17 protein-coding genes are annotated in these 13,703 nt (G+C 66.1%); 12 read left to right on the top strand and 5 right to left on the bottom strand.

Translation table 11 applies throughout. The annotated features are described in order from the left end of the window. Window positions 1-14: 14 nt before the first annotated feature. Complete coding sequence (locus tag ACTIFP_RS13725) at window positions 15-518, bottom strand: GNAT family N-acetyltransferase (protein ID WP_439569277.1); 504 nt, start codon at window positions 516-518, stop codon at window positions 15-17. An 89-nt stretch (window positions 519-607) separates the two neighbouring features. On the opposite strand from ACTIFP_RS13725, the gene ACTIFP_RS13720 reads away from it, so the two are divergent. Further along, the gene (locus ACTIFP_RS13720) at window positions 608-979 is read left to right on the top strand and encodes a dihydroneopterin aldolase (RefSeq protein ID WP_439569276.1); all 372 of its coding nucleotides are present in this window, start codon (window positions 608-610) and stop codon (window positions 977-979) included. Further along, window positions 976-1,737, top strand: a complete 762-nt coding sequence (locus tag ACTIFP_RS13715; protein WP_439569275.1) for an SDR family oxidoreductase — start codon at window positions 976-978, stop codon at window positions 1,735-1,737. Before ACTIFP_RS13720 ends, ACTIFP_RS13715 begins: the two co-directional genes overlap by 4 nt. Window positions 1,738-1,903: 166 nt before the next feature. Here the strand turns inward: ACTIFP_RS13715 and ACTIFP_RS13710 are convergent, their stop codons facing one another. Both ACTIFP_RS13710 and ACTIFP_RS13705 read right to left on the bottom strand, forming a co-directional pair. Further along, window positions 1,904-3,337 carry an NAD-dependent succinate-semialdehyde dehydrogenase gene (locus ACTIFP_RS13710; protein ID WP_439569274.1) on the bottom strand — a complete coding sequence of 478 codons (1,434 nt, stop codon included), beginning with the start codon at window positions 3,335-3,337 and terminating at the stop codon, window positions 1,904-1,906. A 124-nt stretch (window positions 3,338-3,461) separates the two neighbouring features. Then, window positions 3,462-4,061: a TIGR02466 family protein gene (locus ACTIFP_RS13705; protein ID WP_439569273.1), complete on the bottom strand. Its 600-nt coding sequence runs from the start codon at window positions 4,059-4,061 to the stop codon at window positions 3,462-3,464. 46 nt (window positions 4,062-4,107) lie between these two features. Here ACTIFP_RS13705 and ACTIFP_RS13700 point away from each other — a divergent pair, with 46 nt between their 5' ends. From ACTIFP_RS13700 to ACTIFP_RS13690, 3 genes are read left to right on the top strand one after another with little or no spacing between them, the layout of a single operon-like run. Then, a complete protein-coding gene (locus tag ACTIFP_RS13700) occupies window positions 4,108-5,028 on the top strand; it encodes an SMP-30/gluconolactonase/LRE family protein (RefSeq protein WP_439569272.1) in 921 nt (306 codons plus the stop codon). Window positions 5,029-5,056: 28 nt separating this feature from the next. Next, window positions 5,057-5,521, top strand: coding sequence for a GlcG/HbpS family heme-binding protein (locus tag ACTIFP_RS13695; RefSeq protein WP_439569271.1), 465 nt, complete (start codon window positions 5,057-5,059; stop codon window positions 5,519-5,521). A 34-nt stretch (window positions 5,522-5,555) separates the two neighbouring features. After that, the gene (locus tag ACTIFP_RS13690) at window positions 5,556-6,245 is read left to right on the top strand and encodes a VIT1/CCC1 transporter family protein (protein ID WP_439569270.1); all 690 of its coding nucleotides are present in this window, start codon (window positions 5,556-5,558) and stop codon (window positions 6,243-6,245) included. On the opposite strand, the gene ACTIFP_RS13685 is transcribed toward ACTIFP_RS13690, so the two are convergent. After that, entirely contained in the window at window positions 6,242-6,625 is a 384-nt protein-coding gene (locus ACTIFP_RS13685; RefSeq protein WP_439569269.1) for a DUF488 domain-containing protein, read from the bottom strand. The two genes, ACTIFP_RS13690 and ACTIFP_RS13685, sit on opposite strands and share 4 nt — an antisense overlap. Before the next feature lie 56 nt (window positions 6,626-6,681). Here ACTIFP_RS13685 and ACTIFP_RS13680 point away from each other — a divergent pair, with 56 nt between their 5' ends. Together ACTIFP_RS13680 and ACTIFP_RS13675 are read left to right on the top strand one after the other, a co-directional pair. Continuing rightward, window positions 6,682-7,785 (top strand): DUF2855 family protein, encoded by a 1,104-nt coding sequence (locus tag ACTIFP_RS13680; protein WP_439569268.1) that lies wholly within the window; start codon window positions 6,682-6,684, stop codon window positions 7,783-7,785. Beyond that, entirely contained in the window at window positions 7,782-8,441 is a 660-nt protein-coding gene (locus ACTIFP_RS13675) for an HAD-IA family hydrolase (RefSeq protein ID WP_439569267.1), read from the top strand. Before ACTIFP_RS13680 ends, ACTIFP_RS13675 begins: the two co-directional genes overlap by 4 nt. Window positions 8,442-8,660: 219 nt before the next feature. Here ACTIFP_RS13675 and ACTIFP_RS13670 read toward each other — a convergent pair whose 3' ends face one another. Further along, the gene (locus tag ACTIFP_RS13670) at window positions 8,661-9,554 is read right to left on the bottom strand and encodes a LysR family transcriptional regulator (RefSeq protein WP_439569266.1); all 894 of its coding nucleotides are present in this window, start codon (window positions 9,552-9,554) and stop codon (window positions 8,661-8,663) included. Window positions 9,555-9,645: 91 nt separating this feature from the next. On the opposite strand from ACTIFP_RS13670, the gene ACTIFP_RS13665 reads away from it, so the two are divergent. The 5 genes from ACTIFP_RS13665 to ACTIFP_RS13645 all read left to right on the top strand — a co-directional run bounded on the left by ACTIFP_RS13665 (window position 9,646) and on the right by ACTIFP_RS13645 (window position 13,678). Continuing rightward, the gene (locus ACTIFP_RS13665; RefSeq protein WP_439569265.1) at window positions 9,646-10,356 is read left to right on the top strand and encodes a CoA transferase subunit A; all 711 of its coding nucleotides are present in this window, start codon (window positions 9,646-9,648) and stop codon (window positions 10,354-10,356) included. Further along, a complete protein-coding gene (locus ACTIFP_RS13660) occupies window positions 10,356-11,228 on the top strand; it encodes an HAD family acid phosphatase (protein ID WP_439569264.1) in 873 nt (290 codons plus the stop codon). Before ACTIFP_RS13665 ends, ACTIFP_RS13660 begins: the two co-directional genes overlap by 1 nt. Further along, window positions 11,228-11,863, top strand: coding sequence for a CoA transferase subunit B (locus ACTIFP_RS13655; protein ID WP_439569263.1), 636 nt, complete (start codon window positions 11,228-11,230; stop codon window positions 11,861-11,863). Before ACTIFP_RS13660 ends, ACTIFP_RS13655 begins: the two co-directional genes overlap by 1 nt. Window positions 11,864-11,868: 5 nt before the next feature. Next, window positions 11,869-12,318: a hypothetical protein gene (locus ACTIFP_RS13650; RefSeq protein ID WP_439569262.1), complete on the top strand. Its 450-nt coding sequence runs from the start codon at window positions 11,869-11,871 to the stop codon at window positions 12,316-12,318. A 79-nt stretch (window positions 12,319-12,397) separates the two neighbouring features. Continuing rightward, window positions 12,398-13,678: a serine hydrolase domain-containing protein gene (locus ACTIFP_RS13645; protein WP_439569261.1), complete on the top strand. Its 1,281-nt coding sequence runs from the start codon at window positions 12,398-12,400 to the stop codon at window positions 13,676-13,678. The last annotated feature ends 25 nt before the right edge of the window (window positions 13,679-13,703 follow it).

The following is a 13,703-nucleotide window of genomic DNA, read 5'->3' as shown; positions in this document are numbered from 1 at the left end:
TGACGATTGTTGAGCTAACGCGGCCCGATCATCCCCGCGCCCTCCGGCAATCCATGCCCATTCACCGCGCGCGCCAGCAGACGCCGCTTTTCAAACGGCCCCGGCAAATCCCACGCGCCCGTCGCATCGGCATCGAACCCGAAGAAGCGTCCATAATATTCGGGATCGCCGATCATCATCAGCGCCCCATCGGCCTGCGTTTCGGCCGCCGCGAGCATATGCGCCATCAATATGCGGCCATGTCCGCCGCGCTGGACGTCGGGGCGCACCGCGACGGGGCCAACCATCACCAGCAGCGTCGTCGTACCGTCGGCCGCGCGATGCGCGACCGGCCAGCACTGGATCGTGCCGATCAGCACGCCACCCTCGACCAGCGCAAAGCTGAGCGCCGGAACCGCATCCACGCCTGCGCGGATGCAATAGGCGGTTCGTCCAAAACGGTCGCTCCCGAAAGCCGCGTCGAGCAAAGCCTCGACCGCCTGCGGTTCAATGTCCGACAATGGAAGTAACTCGACCAACGCGCGCCCTTTCGCTAATGCGGCGGCGCTTTAGGGGTGCTGCGCGGCGATGCAAAGCCGAATGTCGCACGCGTTCGACAGGATTTCTTGTGACCGATACATTGTGGCTGGAGGTGGACGGGCTGATCGCCCAGGTGCTGACCGGCATTTATTCCGAAGAAACCCACCTGCCGCAGCCGCTGCGCATCGGCGTGCGCGCGCGGCTGGCGATGGCCGATCATTATGATCCTACGACACCGCTCAGCGCGTCGAAAAACTATATGCACCTGAAATTCGCCGCGACCGAGGGCATCCCGAAAGATGTCCATTTCGTGCTGATCGAAAGCGTCGCCGACCATATCATCGACACCCTGTTCCTGCAGGACGACAAGGTCGAAGAGGTCGAGGTCAAGATCGTCAAGCTGGCGATCGCCGAGGGTGGCGAAGAGATCGGCATCACCATGCGGCGCGCCCGCAAATGACGCAAAAGCTGGCGCTCGTCACCGGTGGACTCCACCGCGTCGGCGCCGCGATTTCGGCGCGGCTGGCGCGCGAAGGCTATGCGCTGGCGATTCACAAGCGCAGCCCGGGCGATGCCGACGCGGTGCTCGCCGACGCGCTCGCCGAAACCGGCGCGATCAGCCACCGCTTTGCCGCTGACCTGGCCGATCCCGCGGCGGTCGATGCCCTGATCCCGGCGGTGACCGAAAAATTCGGCCGCGCGCCTGACCTGCTGGTCAACAATGCGGCGCTGTTTGCCGAGGGTGAGTGGACCGACCTGTCGTCGGCGGCGCTGGCCGAAATGATGCAGGTTAACCTGTCCGCGCCGGTGATGCTCGCCAAAGCGCTCGTCATGGCCAGCGAAGCCACACGCCCGGCGATCGTCAATATTGTCGACCAGCGCGTCGCGCAGCCGGTGCCCGATCAGCTCGCCTACAGCCTGTCGAAATCGGCGCTGTGGCAGGCGACGGCGACGCTGGCGGTCGCGTTCGGAAACCGCGCGCGGATCAACGCCGTCGCGCCGGGGCTGACGCTGGCGACCGAGGATTATTCGGCGGCGCAGGTCGAACGGCTCGCGGGACGGATGCCGCTGGGCGCGCTACCCACCCCGGCGCAGATCGCCGATGCGGTGGTGTATCTCGCCCGCGCCGAGGCAGTGACCGGGCAGACGATCTTCGTCGATGGCGGCGCGCATTTAGCGCCGATGGGGCGCGATTTCGTGGCGTTGGAGCGGGATTAGCACCGTCGCCTAACCCAAACCCGTTTGCCCTGAGCTTGTCGAAGGGCCGTTCTTTCTTTGCGACGTCGAAGAAGGAAGGACGGTGCTTCGACAAGCTCAGCACAAACGGAGAAATAGGTTACGCGAGATTTGCTAGCGGCCCCCGCCTGCGCTGGGGCGACGATCATTAGTAAATATGCACCGCCTTGGTCACCAGATAGCCGTCCAGCCCCTCCGGCCCGCTTTCGCTGCCGAACCCCGATTCCTTGATCCCGCCGAACGGGGTGTCGAGGGTCGAGATGACGAAGCTGTTGATCCCGACCATGCCGCTTTCGACACCATCGGCGATGCGGTTGATCCGCCGGCCGTTCTCGGTGAAGGCGAAGGCCGCGAGGCCGTAGGGTAGCCGGTTCGCCTGTTCGAGCGCCTCGTCCTCGGTGCCGAACGGGCGGATCAGCGCCATCGGGCCAAAGGGTTCGTGGTTCATCGCATCGGCGTCGAGCGGAACGTCGGCGATCGCGGTCGGCTGGAAGAAATAGCCGTTGCCGGTCGCCGCGCCGCCCGCGATCACGCGCGCGCCCTTGGCCTTCGCATCGGCGACCAGCGCTTCCAGGGCGGGAATACGGCGCGCGTTGGCGAGCGGCCCCATCTGGGTGTCGGCGTCGAACCCGCTGCCGATCTTCACCTTGGCAGTCCGCTCGGCAAAGCCCTTCACAAAGGCGTCGTAGATACCCTGCTGGACATAGAAGCGCGTCGGCGAGATGCACACCTGTCCGGCGTTGCGGAACTTCTGCGTCACCACCTTGTCGAGCGTGGCTTCGAGGTCGCAATCGTCGAAGATCAGCACCGGGGCGTGGCCGCCGAGCTCCATCGTAATCCGCTGGACGCGGTCGGCAGCGAGTTTCATCAGATGTTTGCCGACCGCGGTCGACCCGGTGAAACTGACCTTGCGGATCACCGGGCTGGCCAGCAGGTGGCGGCTGATCATGTCGGGGTCGCCATAGACCAGCTGCACGACGTCGCCCGGAATGCCGGCATCGGCGATGCAGCGCATGATCGCGCTGGTGCAGCCCGGGGTTTCCTCGGGCGACTTGGCGATCACGACGCAGCCCGCGGCGAGCGCCGGGGCGATCTTCTTGACCATCAGATTGACCGGGAAGTTCCAGGGGCTGAACCCCGCGACCGGGCCGACCGGCTGGCGCAGCACCATTGTGCGCTGGCCCGCAGGCCGCTGGAGCACGCGGCCTTCGATGCGTTTGCCCTGCTCGGCAAAATAGTCGAACAGCCCCGCCGCCGACAGCACTTCGCCGCGCGCCTCGGCGATCGGTTTGCCCTGCTCCAGCGTCAGCAGCGTCGCAATATGCTCGACCCGTTCGCGGATGATGCCCGCGGCCTTGTGCATCAACGCGGCGCGCTCGTCGAAGCTCTTGGCGCGCCACACCGGCCAGCCGCGCTCCGCCGCCGCCAACGCCTCATCAAGATCGGCGATGGTGGCGACCGGCAACTCCGCGATCGCGCCCGCCGTCGCGGGGTTATACACCAGCCGCTCCTCACGCCCCTCACCGCTCCGCCAGGCGCCATCGATGAAGAGCTGGAGGTCGGCGTCGTAGGTCGCGGTCATTGGATGTCCTTGGTTCTAGAGCTTCGTCATTGCGAGGAGCGAAGCGACGCGGCAATCCAGCGCGGCGTAACCCGCCCTGGATTGCTTCGCTTCGCTCGCAATGACGAGGGTGATATAAGGCGGCTCAGCGATAGTTAAAGCTGATGCTGATCCGTTCGCCCTTGCCGCTATGGGGCATCACTTCGTGGCGCAGCCAGCTTTCCCACAGGAACACCCGCCCCGCCGCGGGCTCGGCATAGACGAAAGGCAGCAGATGTTCGGGCGCATCGTCGGTGCGCCCCGGCGCCGCCATCAGCATCGCGAGGCGCGGGTCTTCGAGCTTCAGCGCCCCCGATCCCGGCGGCACCGCGACATAGAAGGTTCCCGACACGATGCTGTGCGGGTGGATGTGGCCGCTATGCGTGCCGCCGGGTTTCAGGACATTGACCCACAGGCTGTCGAGTTTCAGCGGCTTGGCGAGGTCGAAATGCGCCGCCTTGACGAACGACTTGACCTCCTTGTCGAGCAGACGTTTCAGGTCGTGAAATGCCGGATCGCGCTCGGGCAGGTCGCCGAGGCTGGCGTAGCTGGTATAGCCCTTATAGCCATGCGCACGGCTCCACGCGCGCCCCGCGCCATCCTCCTCGGCAAACAAGCGGCTGCTGTCCTCCAACTCGGCGACCAGGTCGGGCGTGCCGATGTCGGCCTCATAGAAAATGCTAGCGAAGAGTGAACGAATGGGCATGATGGCCGCAAAGCACAGCCAATGTGCGCACGCAAGGGAGACGGATATGGCCGAGTTCGAATTGATCGCCGACGGATTGCGTTTTCCCGAGGCGCCGGTGGCAATGGACGACGGCAGCGTCATCGTGACCGAGATCGCCGCCGGGCGCATCACGCGCTGTTGGCCCGGCGGCCGTAAACAGGTCATCGCGACCCCCGGCGGCGGCCCCAACGGCCTGGCGATCGGCCCCGACGGCAAGCTCTATTGCTGCAACAACGGCGGCTTCAACTATGTCGAAGCGAACGGCTATCTCGCCCCGCACGGCATCGCCGATGATTATTCGGGCGGGCGGATCGAGCGGATCGACATCGACACCGGTGCGGTCGAAATCCTCTACCAGAGCGGCGATCATGGCGTCTCCCTGCGCGGTCCCAACGACATCGTGTTCGACACCCACGGCGGCTTCTGGTTCACCGATCACGGCAAGGTCGATTATGCTGCGCGCTGCCACGACATCGTTGGCATCCTTTACGCCAAAGCCGACGGCAGCTTTATCGAGGAAGTCATCTTTCCATCGAACAACCCCAATGGCGTCGGCCTGTCGCCCGACGGCAGCGCGCTATACGCCGCCGAAACCTACACCTGCCGCCTGATGAAGTTCAACATTATCGCCCCGGGCAAGGTCGCCGCCGACGCCGGCCCCGGCGGCCCCGGCATCCCGCTCTATCGCCCCGCAGGCTATAAATTCTTCGACAGTCTGGCGATGGAGGCGAACGGCAATATCTGCGTCGCGACGATCGGCGAGTGCGGGATTTCGGTCGTCGGCCCCGACGGGTCGCTGGTCGGATTTGTCGCGACCGACGATATTTTCACCACCAACATCGCGTTCGGCGGCTCGGACCGGCAGGATGCCTATATAACCCTGTCGGGCACCGGGCGGCTGGTAAAGACGCGTTGGGCCAGGCCGGGGCTGCAACTGCAGTACTGACCCCGCGCCTCTGACAAGGGAGGCAAGGATGAGAATGATCTTGGTCGCGGCGCTGCTGATGGCGGCGCCCGCGAGCGCGGAGGTGCTGAACGCCGAACAGGCCGATGCGATCGTCAAGGGCTGCGCCGCGCATGCGCGCGCCAAAAGCCAGAGCCACGCAATCGCCGTCGTCGATCTCGGCGGTCACCCCGTCGCGATGTGGCGAATGGACGGCAACGCGTTCGGCATGATGGAATTCTCGCTCGAAAAGGCCCGCGCGGTTGCCGCATGGGGCTTCCCGACGAGCGGCATGGAGGAAGCAGCGAAGGGCACGCCGGGCTTCGCCGATGCGCCGCATGTCGTCACCGTCGCGGGAGGCATGCCGATCTTCAGCGCCGACGGGCGCACGCGGCTCGGCGGGGTCGGCGCGTCGGGCGAAGCGCCCGCCGACGATGCCGCTTGCGCCCTCGCCGGGATCGCGGCAGCAGGGCTGAAGTCGGAGCGCGCCCGCTAACGGTCATGGCGCCTCCTGCAACGGGGAGGCTGCGATGCACGAGGAAACCCATGCCGTCACACGGATCGGCTGGCTGCGCGCCGCGATCCTCGGCGCCAATGACGGGATCGTGTCGACCGCCAGCCTGATCGCCGGGGTCGCCGCGGCAGGCGCCTCGCAATCGTCGATCCTGGTCACCGGCACCGCGGGGCTCGTCGCCGGTGCGATGTCGATGGCGGCGGGCGAATATGTGTCGGTGAGCTCGCAGGGCGATGCGGAAAAAGCCGATGTCGAGCTCGAAAAGCGCCATCTCGCGGCCGACCCCGAGTTCGAACTGGAGGAGCTGACGCAAATCTATCAGCAGCGCGGGCTCGACCGCGCGCTCGCCGAGCAGGTCGCGGTGCAGCTGACCAACCATGACGCGCTCGACACGCATTTGCGCGACGAGCTGGGATTGACCGACGCGATGGTGGCACGGCCGGTGCAGGCAGCGACGGCTTCCGCGGCGAGTTTTGCGATCGGCGCAGCCTTGCCGCTCGCGACGGTGCTGCTCGATCAGGGCGGCTCGTTACCCTTCACGGTTTCGGCGGCTTCGATCGCCTTCCTGGCGATCCTTGGCGCACTCGGCGCTTGGGCGGGCAACGCCCCAATGCTGCGCCCGGTCGCACGTGTGACCTTCTGGGGTGCTATGGCGATGGCGGTGACGATCGCGATCGGATCGCTGCTCGGCACAACGGTGGGCTAACGCCGCGCCAGCCACTCGCGAAGCGCGACCGCGTTGTTCCGTTCCGTACCCTTCGCCGCGTAAAGCAACGTCACTGGCCCCGCGACCAGCGCCGCATCGAGCGTAAACAGCGCCGCCTTCATTTCCTCGTCGCCTGCGTCGAGTTCGGAGAAATAGTCGAGGCGGAACGCATCCCATGCTTCGTCCGAAGCGGCGGTCTCGCCGTGATAGCGTTTGCGTAGGGCACCGCTCGGCGCCAGCGGCTTCAGCCACGCCGCCAGCGCCGCATTTTCCTTCGAACCCCCCCGCGGCCACAGCCGGTCGACCAGGAAACGAGCGCCGTCGCCGGGACCGACCGGTTCGTGAACGCGTTTGACCGCGATTGTCAGGGGCGCCGCCATCTGTATGACTATCGCCGAACCCGCGTCCGCGGGCAAGCAGCCGGAGGGGTCCGCAGATGAGTGAAACCGGATGGGCGATCGACATCGATCGCGACGATATTGCGCGCGCTGAATTGGTGACCGATCCCGCCGCGCCGCTGGCACCGGGACAGGTGCGCGTGCATGTCGACAGCTATGCGATGACCGCGAACAACATCACCTACGCCGTGTTCGGCAAACCCGCGGGCCTGTTCGGCAACGATCAGGGCTATTGGGATTTCTTCGCCGAGCGCGGCAATCCCGGTCGCCTGCCCGTTTGGGGCTTCGCCACCGTCACCGAAAGCACCGCCGAGGGCGTATCGGTCGGCGATCGTTTCTACGGCTATTATCCGATGGCCAGCGATGCGGTGCTGACCGTCGGCAAGGCCGGGCCGGGCGGTTTCACCGACATCACCCCGCGCCGCACCACCCTGCCGCCGATCTACAATAACTATCAGCGCATCGAGGCGCTGGCCGACTATCGCGCCGCCGACCATGATTTTTGGCCGGTGTTCCGCCCGCTGTTCCTCACCGGCTGGCTGATCGCCGACCAGTTCGAGGATGAGGGCGATTATGGCGTCCAGCAGATCCTGATCGCCAGCGCGTCGAGCAAGACCGCGATCGGCCTCGGATTTGCGCTGGGGCAGCGCGCCGACCGTCCCGAAACGATCGGGCTGACCAGCGCCGCCAACGTCGATGCGCTCGCCGCGCAGGGGATCTACGACCGCGTCATCAGCTATGACCAGATCATGACGCTCAACGCATCGACCGCCGCCGCGCTGGTCGACATGGCGGGCAACGGCGCGGTGACGCGCAGCGTCCACAGCCATTTCGGCAACAATCTCAAGGCCTCGATCGTCGTCGGCAAGTCGCATTGGGACGCGCAGGCCGACGCCGAGGGGCTGCCAGGCCCCGACCGGCAGGGTTTCTTTGCCCCCGGGCGCAGCCAGAAACGCATCGCCGATTGGGGCGGCGCAGTGTTCGGGCAAAAGATCGCCGCGGCGTGGCTGGCGTTCATGGATATTGCCCCGCGGCTCGCCAGCATCGACAAGCGCCACGGCAGCGACGCGGCGCTCGCCGCCTATCGCGAAATGCTGTCGGGCGCCGCCGATCCCAAAGCGGGGATCGTCGTTTTGCCATGAGCTTCACGACCGTCATTTTCGACTTCGGCGGCGTCATCACGGCATCGCCTTTCGAGGCCTTTAACCGGCTGGAGCAGGAGCGCGGGCTGCCGCACGATTTCGTCCGCCGCGTCAACGCCGCCGATCCCGACAGCAACGCCTGGGCAAAGTTCGAGCGCGCCGAGATCGATGCCGCAGCCTTCGACAGCTTGTTCGCCGAAGAGGCGCGCGCACTAGGGCATACGCTCGAGGGTGAGGCCGTGCTCGCGGTGATCGCGGGGGCGGTGCGCCCGGCGATGGTCGCGGCGCTCGACACGCTGACGGATCGCGGCTTCACCATCGCCTGCATCACGAACAATGTTCCCGGCGGCAAGATGGGCATCCGCGGCGCCGGGATGACGCGGAGCGAGGATGCCGCGATCGAGGTCGCCGACATCATGGCGCGCTTCGCGCATGTCATCGAATCGAGCAAGGCAGGCGTGCGCAAGCCCGACCCGCGCATCTATCTGATGATGTGCGAAAAGCTGGGGGTCGAACCCGGCGAATGTATCTATCTCGACGACCTCGGCATCAACTGCAAACCCGCCGCGCAGCTCGGCATGCACGCTATCAAGGTGACGAGCGGCGAGCAGGCGCTCGCCGACCTGTCGGCGGTGCTGGGAGTGCCGCTGCCCTGACGATCACGCAGTAGATGACCGCTTTGGGGTGGGAAGCGGACGTAGCGAAACAATCGCGCCCTCCCCTTCAGGGGAGGGCAGCGAGACTTGCGAACTTGTTCGTTAGTCGCAGCGGGTGGGGGCCAGCGGCCTTGCACAAGGCCGCTGGCCCCCACCCCAACCCCTCCCCTGAAGGGGAGGGGCTTACCGACCGCTTCCGGTCGTTAGCCGCCGTTCGGCTCACACCGCCGTCTCCGCAAGGTTCAGCTTCGCAGCGCGCGCAAAAATCTGCGTCAGCACCGGTTCGGTGTCGGCAACGCGCATCGCGACCTGAAACTCGACCGGGGCGAGCGCGGGCATGCCGCCGATCCGGGCGAGGGTGCCGCTCGCGATCTCTGCGCGCACCATCGGTAGCGGGAAAATGCCGATGCCCCCGCCCGCCTTCGCGATGTCGATCATCGTCCGCGCGTTGTTGCACAGGTTCAATGATTTCTGCGCAATCCGCGACGCCTGGATCGCCTCGCGCATGCGGCCGTGGATCGGCGAATGGCTGGCAAGCGACCAGACAGGCAAGCGTATGTCGCCTCCGGCAAAAGCCGCCGCGACCGCGGGGCTGGCGAGCCAGATCAGGCCGACCTCGCCGATCGGGCAGGTCTTGAGCGCGGGGTGCGCGATCGGGCCCGCGGCAAAGGCAATGTCGGTGCGCCCGGTCAGCAGCTGCTGGATCAGGTTTGCAGTGAGGTCGATTTCGATCTCAAGCCCGACATGGGGCATGTCGGATTTCAACCCCGCGACAAAGGCGGGCAGGCAGCTTGCCGCCGCGATCTCGCCCGCGCCGATCCGCACCACCCCGCTCGCCTCGCCATAACCGCCGCTGCCGAGCAGCGCATATTGCATATCGCGCAGCAAGGGGTCGCAATCGCGCACCAGCTTGCGCCCCGCTGCGGTCAGCGACATCGTGCGACCGTCGCGCCGGAACAGCGCCGTCCCCAGCCGCTGCTCCAGCTCGCGCATCCGCGCTGACACCGTCGGCTGGGTGGTATTCAGCCGCTCGGCGGCGGCCGAAAACGTGCCGAGCCGGTCGATCCAGAGCAAGGTTTCGAGGTGATAAAGCGCGACGCGATTGATAGACATTGCTTATGTATAATCACAAATTAGAACAATTAGAATTGATGAATTAATTGCGCCAAGGTCCGCGCGTCGTCACAGTCAGGAGAGCCGTCCCATGGGGAAGAAGCAATATCCCACCGCCGCCGCCGCGCTGGAAGGGCTGCTCTTTGACGGTATGCAGCTTTGTGCCGGGGGCTTTGGCCTGTGCGGTATTCCCGAACGGCTGATCGACGCGATCCGCGATGCCGGGACGAAAGACCTGACCATCGCCAGCAACAACGCCGGGATCGACGGCGAAGGACTCGGCAAGCTGCTCCGCACCCGCCAGGTCAAGAAAATGATCTCCTCCTACGTCGGTGAGAACAAGGAATTCGAGCGCCAATATCTGGCCGGCGAGCTCGAGGTCGAATTCTGTCCGCAGGGCACGCTCGCCGAACGCTGCCGCGCCGGCGGCGCGGGCATCCCCGGCTTCTACACCAAGACCGGGGTCGGCACCGCGGTCGCCGAGGGCAAGGAGATCAAGACTTTCGACGGGCAGGATTATATCCTCGAACGCGGTATCTTTGCCGACCTCGCAATCATCAAGGGCTGGAAAGCCGACGAGAGCGGCAACCTCATTTTCCGCAAGACCGCGCGCAATTTCAATCAGCCGATGGCGACTGCGGCAAAAATCTGCGTCGCCGAGGTCGAAGAAATCGTTCCCGTCGGCAGCCTCGATCCCGACAGCATCCATCTGCCCGGCATCTATGTGAAACGCATGATCGTCGGCGCGCCGTACGACAAGAAGATCGAGTTCCGGACGGTACGCCCGCGCGAGGCCGCATAATGCGCGCGTTCCCGATCATGGCGGCCTTGCTGTTGGCGGGCTGCGCGAGCGCGCCGGTGGCGGTGACGATGGCCCCGACCGCGCCCCCCGCTCCTGCCGAAGCGGTCAAGCCCCCGGTGCAGCTGCAATATCTCTACGGGTCGGCCGAGGCCGCGGCCGCGGTGCGCGCGGCCAACGCGCGCATCGCCGACTATGCCATCGCCCGGATCAGGCAGCGGCCGCAGGACAGCGTCGTTCTGGCCCCCGCCGCCACGATGGACGCGCCGCGCTTTGAGCCGTGCGGCAACAAGCCCTTCGCCGCGGTGTTCGACGCCGACGAGACGTTGATCTGGAACCTCGGCCCGATGCGCTATTTCGCCGAAAAGGGCTCCGCCTATGACCCCAAGATCTGGGACCAGTGGGAAAAGACCGGCGCGGGCAAGGCGATGGCGATGCCCGGCAGCGCGGAGATGGTCGGCAAGCTCCGCGCCGCGGGCATCACCGTCATCGCCAACACCAACCGCAGCGCCGCCAATGCCAAGGGCAGCGAAGACACGCTGCGCGCCGCGGGGCTTGGCGAGTTCAAACATGGCGAGACCTTGTTCCTGATGGGCGACGACGCCGGCGGGTCGAGCAAGGATGGGCGCCGCGCCACGATCGCGGCGAAATATTGTGTCATCATCCTCGCGGGCGACCAGCTGGGCGATTTCAGCCAGCAGTTCAACGCCCGCGATCTGCCCGCCGCAACCCGCATGGCGCTCGCCACCGGCCCCGCCGCCGCGGCGCTGTGGGACAAGGGCTGGTTCCTGTTCCCCAACCCCGTCTATGGCCCGTGGGACAAGCTGGGCTGGGACGAAACTTTCCCCTCCGACACCAATTGGGAGCCGAAATAATGCCCTGGACCCGCGACGATATGGCGGCGCGCGCCGCAAAGGAACTGCAGGACGGCTATTACGTCAATCTGGGCATCGGCATCCCGACGCTGGTTGCGAACCATATCCCCGCCGGGATGACGGTGACGCTCCAGTCGGAAAACGGCATGCTCGGCATCGGCCCGTTCCCGCTTGAGGGCGAGGAGGACGCCGACCTGATCAACGCCGGCAAGCAGACAATCAGCGAGCTGCCGCAGTCGGCCTATTTCAGCTCCTCGGACAGTTTCGCGATGATCCGCGGCGGCCATATCGACCTCACCGTGCTGGGGGCGATGGAGATTGCCGAAAATGGCGACATCGCCAACTGGATGATCCCGGGCAAGATGATCAAGGGCATGGGCGGCGCGATGGACCTGGTCGCCGGGGTCAAAAAGATCATCGTTGTGATGGAGCACAACGCCAAGGACGGCAGTCCGAAATTCATCCCCGAATGCACGCTGCCCCTGACCGGCAAGAATGTCGTCGACATGATCATCACCGACCTTGCGGTGTTCAAGCGCGACGATCATGCCAGCCCGTTCCGGTTGATCGAGCTGGCGCCGGGGGTGACCGCCGACGAAGTCGCCGAAAAGACCACCGCGCATTACATCGCCTGACGCCGGTGCCTGTCGTTGCCGCCAATCCCGGTTCGACCTGGCTGCTGATCGGCGGCGGGCTGTCGGTTGCGGCGGCGCTGCTCCATATTGCGTGCATCTTTGGCGGCCCCGACTGGTACCGCTTCTTTGGCGCGGGTGAGGGCATGGCGCGCGCGGCGGCGCGCGGCGACTGGCAACCGACGATCATCACGCTGTTCATCACCGCGATCCTGCTGATCTGGGCCGCTTACGCCTTTGCGGGCGCGGGCACGCTGCCGCGCCTGCCGCTGCTGCGCACCGGGCTGGTGACGATCACCGCCATCTACCTGCTCCGCGGGCTGATCTTTGTGCCGCTCCATCTGTGGCGGCCGCAACATAGCGACAGTTTCGCAATCTGGTCGTCGCTGATCGTCTTCGTCTATGGGACGGTTTACGCCGTCGGCACGATCAAGGCCTGGCGCTATCTTGCACCCTGAACCGCGCCGGGGGTGACGGCGGCGGCAGTCGCGGCTAAGACAGCGATCAACGATAAGGTCGCAGTATATTCACGGGTCGATGCAGCGCTTTTTACTTTTTCTGATCGCGATAGCCGCGCTGGGCTTTTCCGGCTGGTTTGGTCTGCACGCCTTTGGCGGAGGGCAGCCGCTGGCCAGCGTTCCGATCCCGATCAAGGCGCCTGAAAATCTGCCCGACACCGCCGCCGAGTGGCGCGGCCGGATCGACTATCAGGCGCTCGACCGGCAATTGACCGACCTGTCGTTGCGGCCCGAAATGGCGGGGCTGGCGGTGGCGGTGGTCGAAGACGGCGAACTCCGCTTCGTGCGAACCTATGGCTTCGCCGACACATCGACCGGTGCGCGGGTCACCCCGCAGACGCTGTTCCGCTGGGCCTCGGTGTCCAAGACCGCGACCGGTGCGCTGGCGGCCGCGCTGGCCAGCGACGGTGCGATCGATCTGGACCGCCCGGTCGCCGACTGGCGCACGTCGCTGCGCCTGCCCGGCGGCGCCGAGGCGCAGGTGACGCTGGAGGATGTGCTCGCCCAGCGCACCGGCCTCACCAAAAACGCCTATGACGAGAAGCTGGAGGAAGGACAGAGCGCCGCATCGCTGCGCACCAGCCTCGCCAACGCGCCGCTGCAATGCGACCCCGGCACCTGTCACACCTATCAGAATATCGCCTTCGACACCGCCAGCGAGATCCTGGCCCGGGCCGCGAACGAGCCCTTCGCCGATGCGGTCGAGGACCGGTTTTTCCGCCCGCTCGGCATGGTCAGCGCGGGGTATGGGATGGCGCGACTGACCGGCGCCAAGGATTGGGCGCGGCCGCATCGCGGGCACGACGTTCGCCCGGTCAAGGAAGCCTATTGGCGCGTCCCAGCCGCCGCGGGCGTCGAAAGCGACATCGTCGATTTCGCCACCTGGATGAAGGCGATGATGGCGTCGCGTCCCGATGTGCTGCCGCGGCCGGTGCTGGCGCTGGCCCACCGTCCGCGCGTCGGCACCGCGCGGCTCTACGGCGGCACGTTGCGCCAGGCGACGGGCGATGCGGCCTATGGCCTCGGCTGGCGAAGCTTCTCCTATGCCGGCCATCAGCTCGCGGGCCATTCGGGCGCGGTGTCGGGTTACCGCGCGACGATGATTTTCGAACCAGCGACGCGGACCGGCGTCGTCGCGATGTGGAACAGCGACTGGGGATTTCCCTTCCGCATCCCCTTCACGGTGATCGACAGCTACCACCGACGCGACGACGCAGGCTGGCTCGACCTCAGCGAACTGCCGCCTGCCAGCGGCCGGACGGACTCCGCCCCGGTCGCGCGCGAGACGCTTGCTCCCTGATCGGCGGCCTGTGTATCAGGCCCGC

Origin of the sequence: Sphingopyxis sp., assembly GCF_051861155.1 — a bacterium.
In the GTDB taxonomy this organism is placed as follows: Bacteria; Pseudomonadota; Alphaproteobacteria; order Sphingomonadales; family Sphingomonadaceae; genus Sphingopyxis.
This window is presented reverse-complemented; position numbering and strand designations above follow the sequence as displayed.

What these genes read in the sequence shown, in the direction of transcription:
- ACTIFP_RS13715 (WP_439569275.1), top strand. Translation starts at nt 976, where the DNA reads ATGACGCAAAAGCTGGCGCTCGTCACCGGTGGACTCCACCGCGTCGGC.
- ACTIFP_RS13665 (WP_439569265.1), top strand. Translation starts at nt 9,646, where the DNA reads ATGGGGAAGAAGCAATATCCCACCGCCGCCGCCGCGCTGGAAGGGCTG.
- ACTIFP_RS13710 (WP_439569274.1), bottom strand. Translation starts at nt 3,337, where the DNA reads ATGACCGCGACCTACGACGCCGACCTCCAGCTCTTCATCGATGGCGCC.
- ACTIFP_RS13690 (WP_439569270.1), top strand. Translation starts at nt 5,556, where the DNA reads ATGCACGAGGAAACCCATGCCGTCACACGGATCGGCTGGCTGCGCGCC.
- ACTIFP_RS13695 (WP_439569271.1), top strand. Translation starts at nt 5,057, where the DNA reads ATGAGAATGATCTTGGTCGCGGCGCTGCTGATGGCGGCGCCCGCGAGC.
- ACTIFP_RS13660 (WP_439569264.1), top strand. Translation starts at nt 10,356, where the DNA reads ATGCGCGCGTTCCCGATCATGGCGGCCTTGCTGTTGGCGGGCTGCGCG.
- ACTIFP_RS13705 (WP_439569273.1), bottom strand. Translation starts at nt 4,061, where the DNA reads ATGCCCATTCGTTCACTCTTCGCTAGCATTTTCTATGAGGCCGACATC.
- ACTIFP_RS13680 (WP_439569268.1), top strand. Translation starts at nt 6,682, where the DNA reads ATGAGTGAAACCGGATGGGCGATCGACATCGATCGCGACGATATTGCG.
- ACTIFP_RS13670 (WP_439569266.1), bottom strand. Translation starts at nt 9,554, where the DNA reads ATGTCTATCAATCGCGTCGCGCTTTATCACCTCGAAACCTTGCTCTGG.
- ACTIFP_RS13685 (WP_439569269.1), bottom strand. Translation starts at nt 6,625, where the DNA reads ATGGCGGCGCCCCTGACAATCGCGGTCAAACGCGTTCACGAACCGGTC.
- ACTIFP_RS13675 (WP_439569267.1), top strand. Translation starts at nt 7,782, where the DNA reads ATGAGCTTCACGACCGTCATTTTCGACTTCGGCGGCGTCATCACGGCA.
- ACTIFP_RS13645 (WP_439569261.1), top strand. Translation starts at nt 12,398, where the DNA reads ATGCAGCGCTTTTTACTTTTTCTGATCGCGATAGCCGCGCTGGGCTTT.
- ACTIFP_RS13700 (WP_439569272.1), top strand. Translation starts at nt 4,108, where the DNA reads ATGGCCGAGTTCGAATTGATCGCCGACGGATTGCGTTTTCCCGAGGCG.
- ACTIFP_RS13655 (WP_439569263.1), top strand. Translation starts at nt 11,228, where the DNA reads ATGCCCTGGACCCGCGACGATATGGCGGCGCGCGCCGCAAAGGAACTG.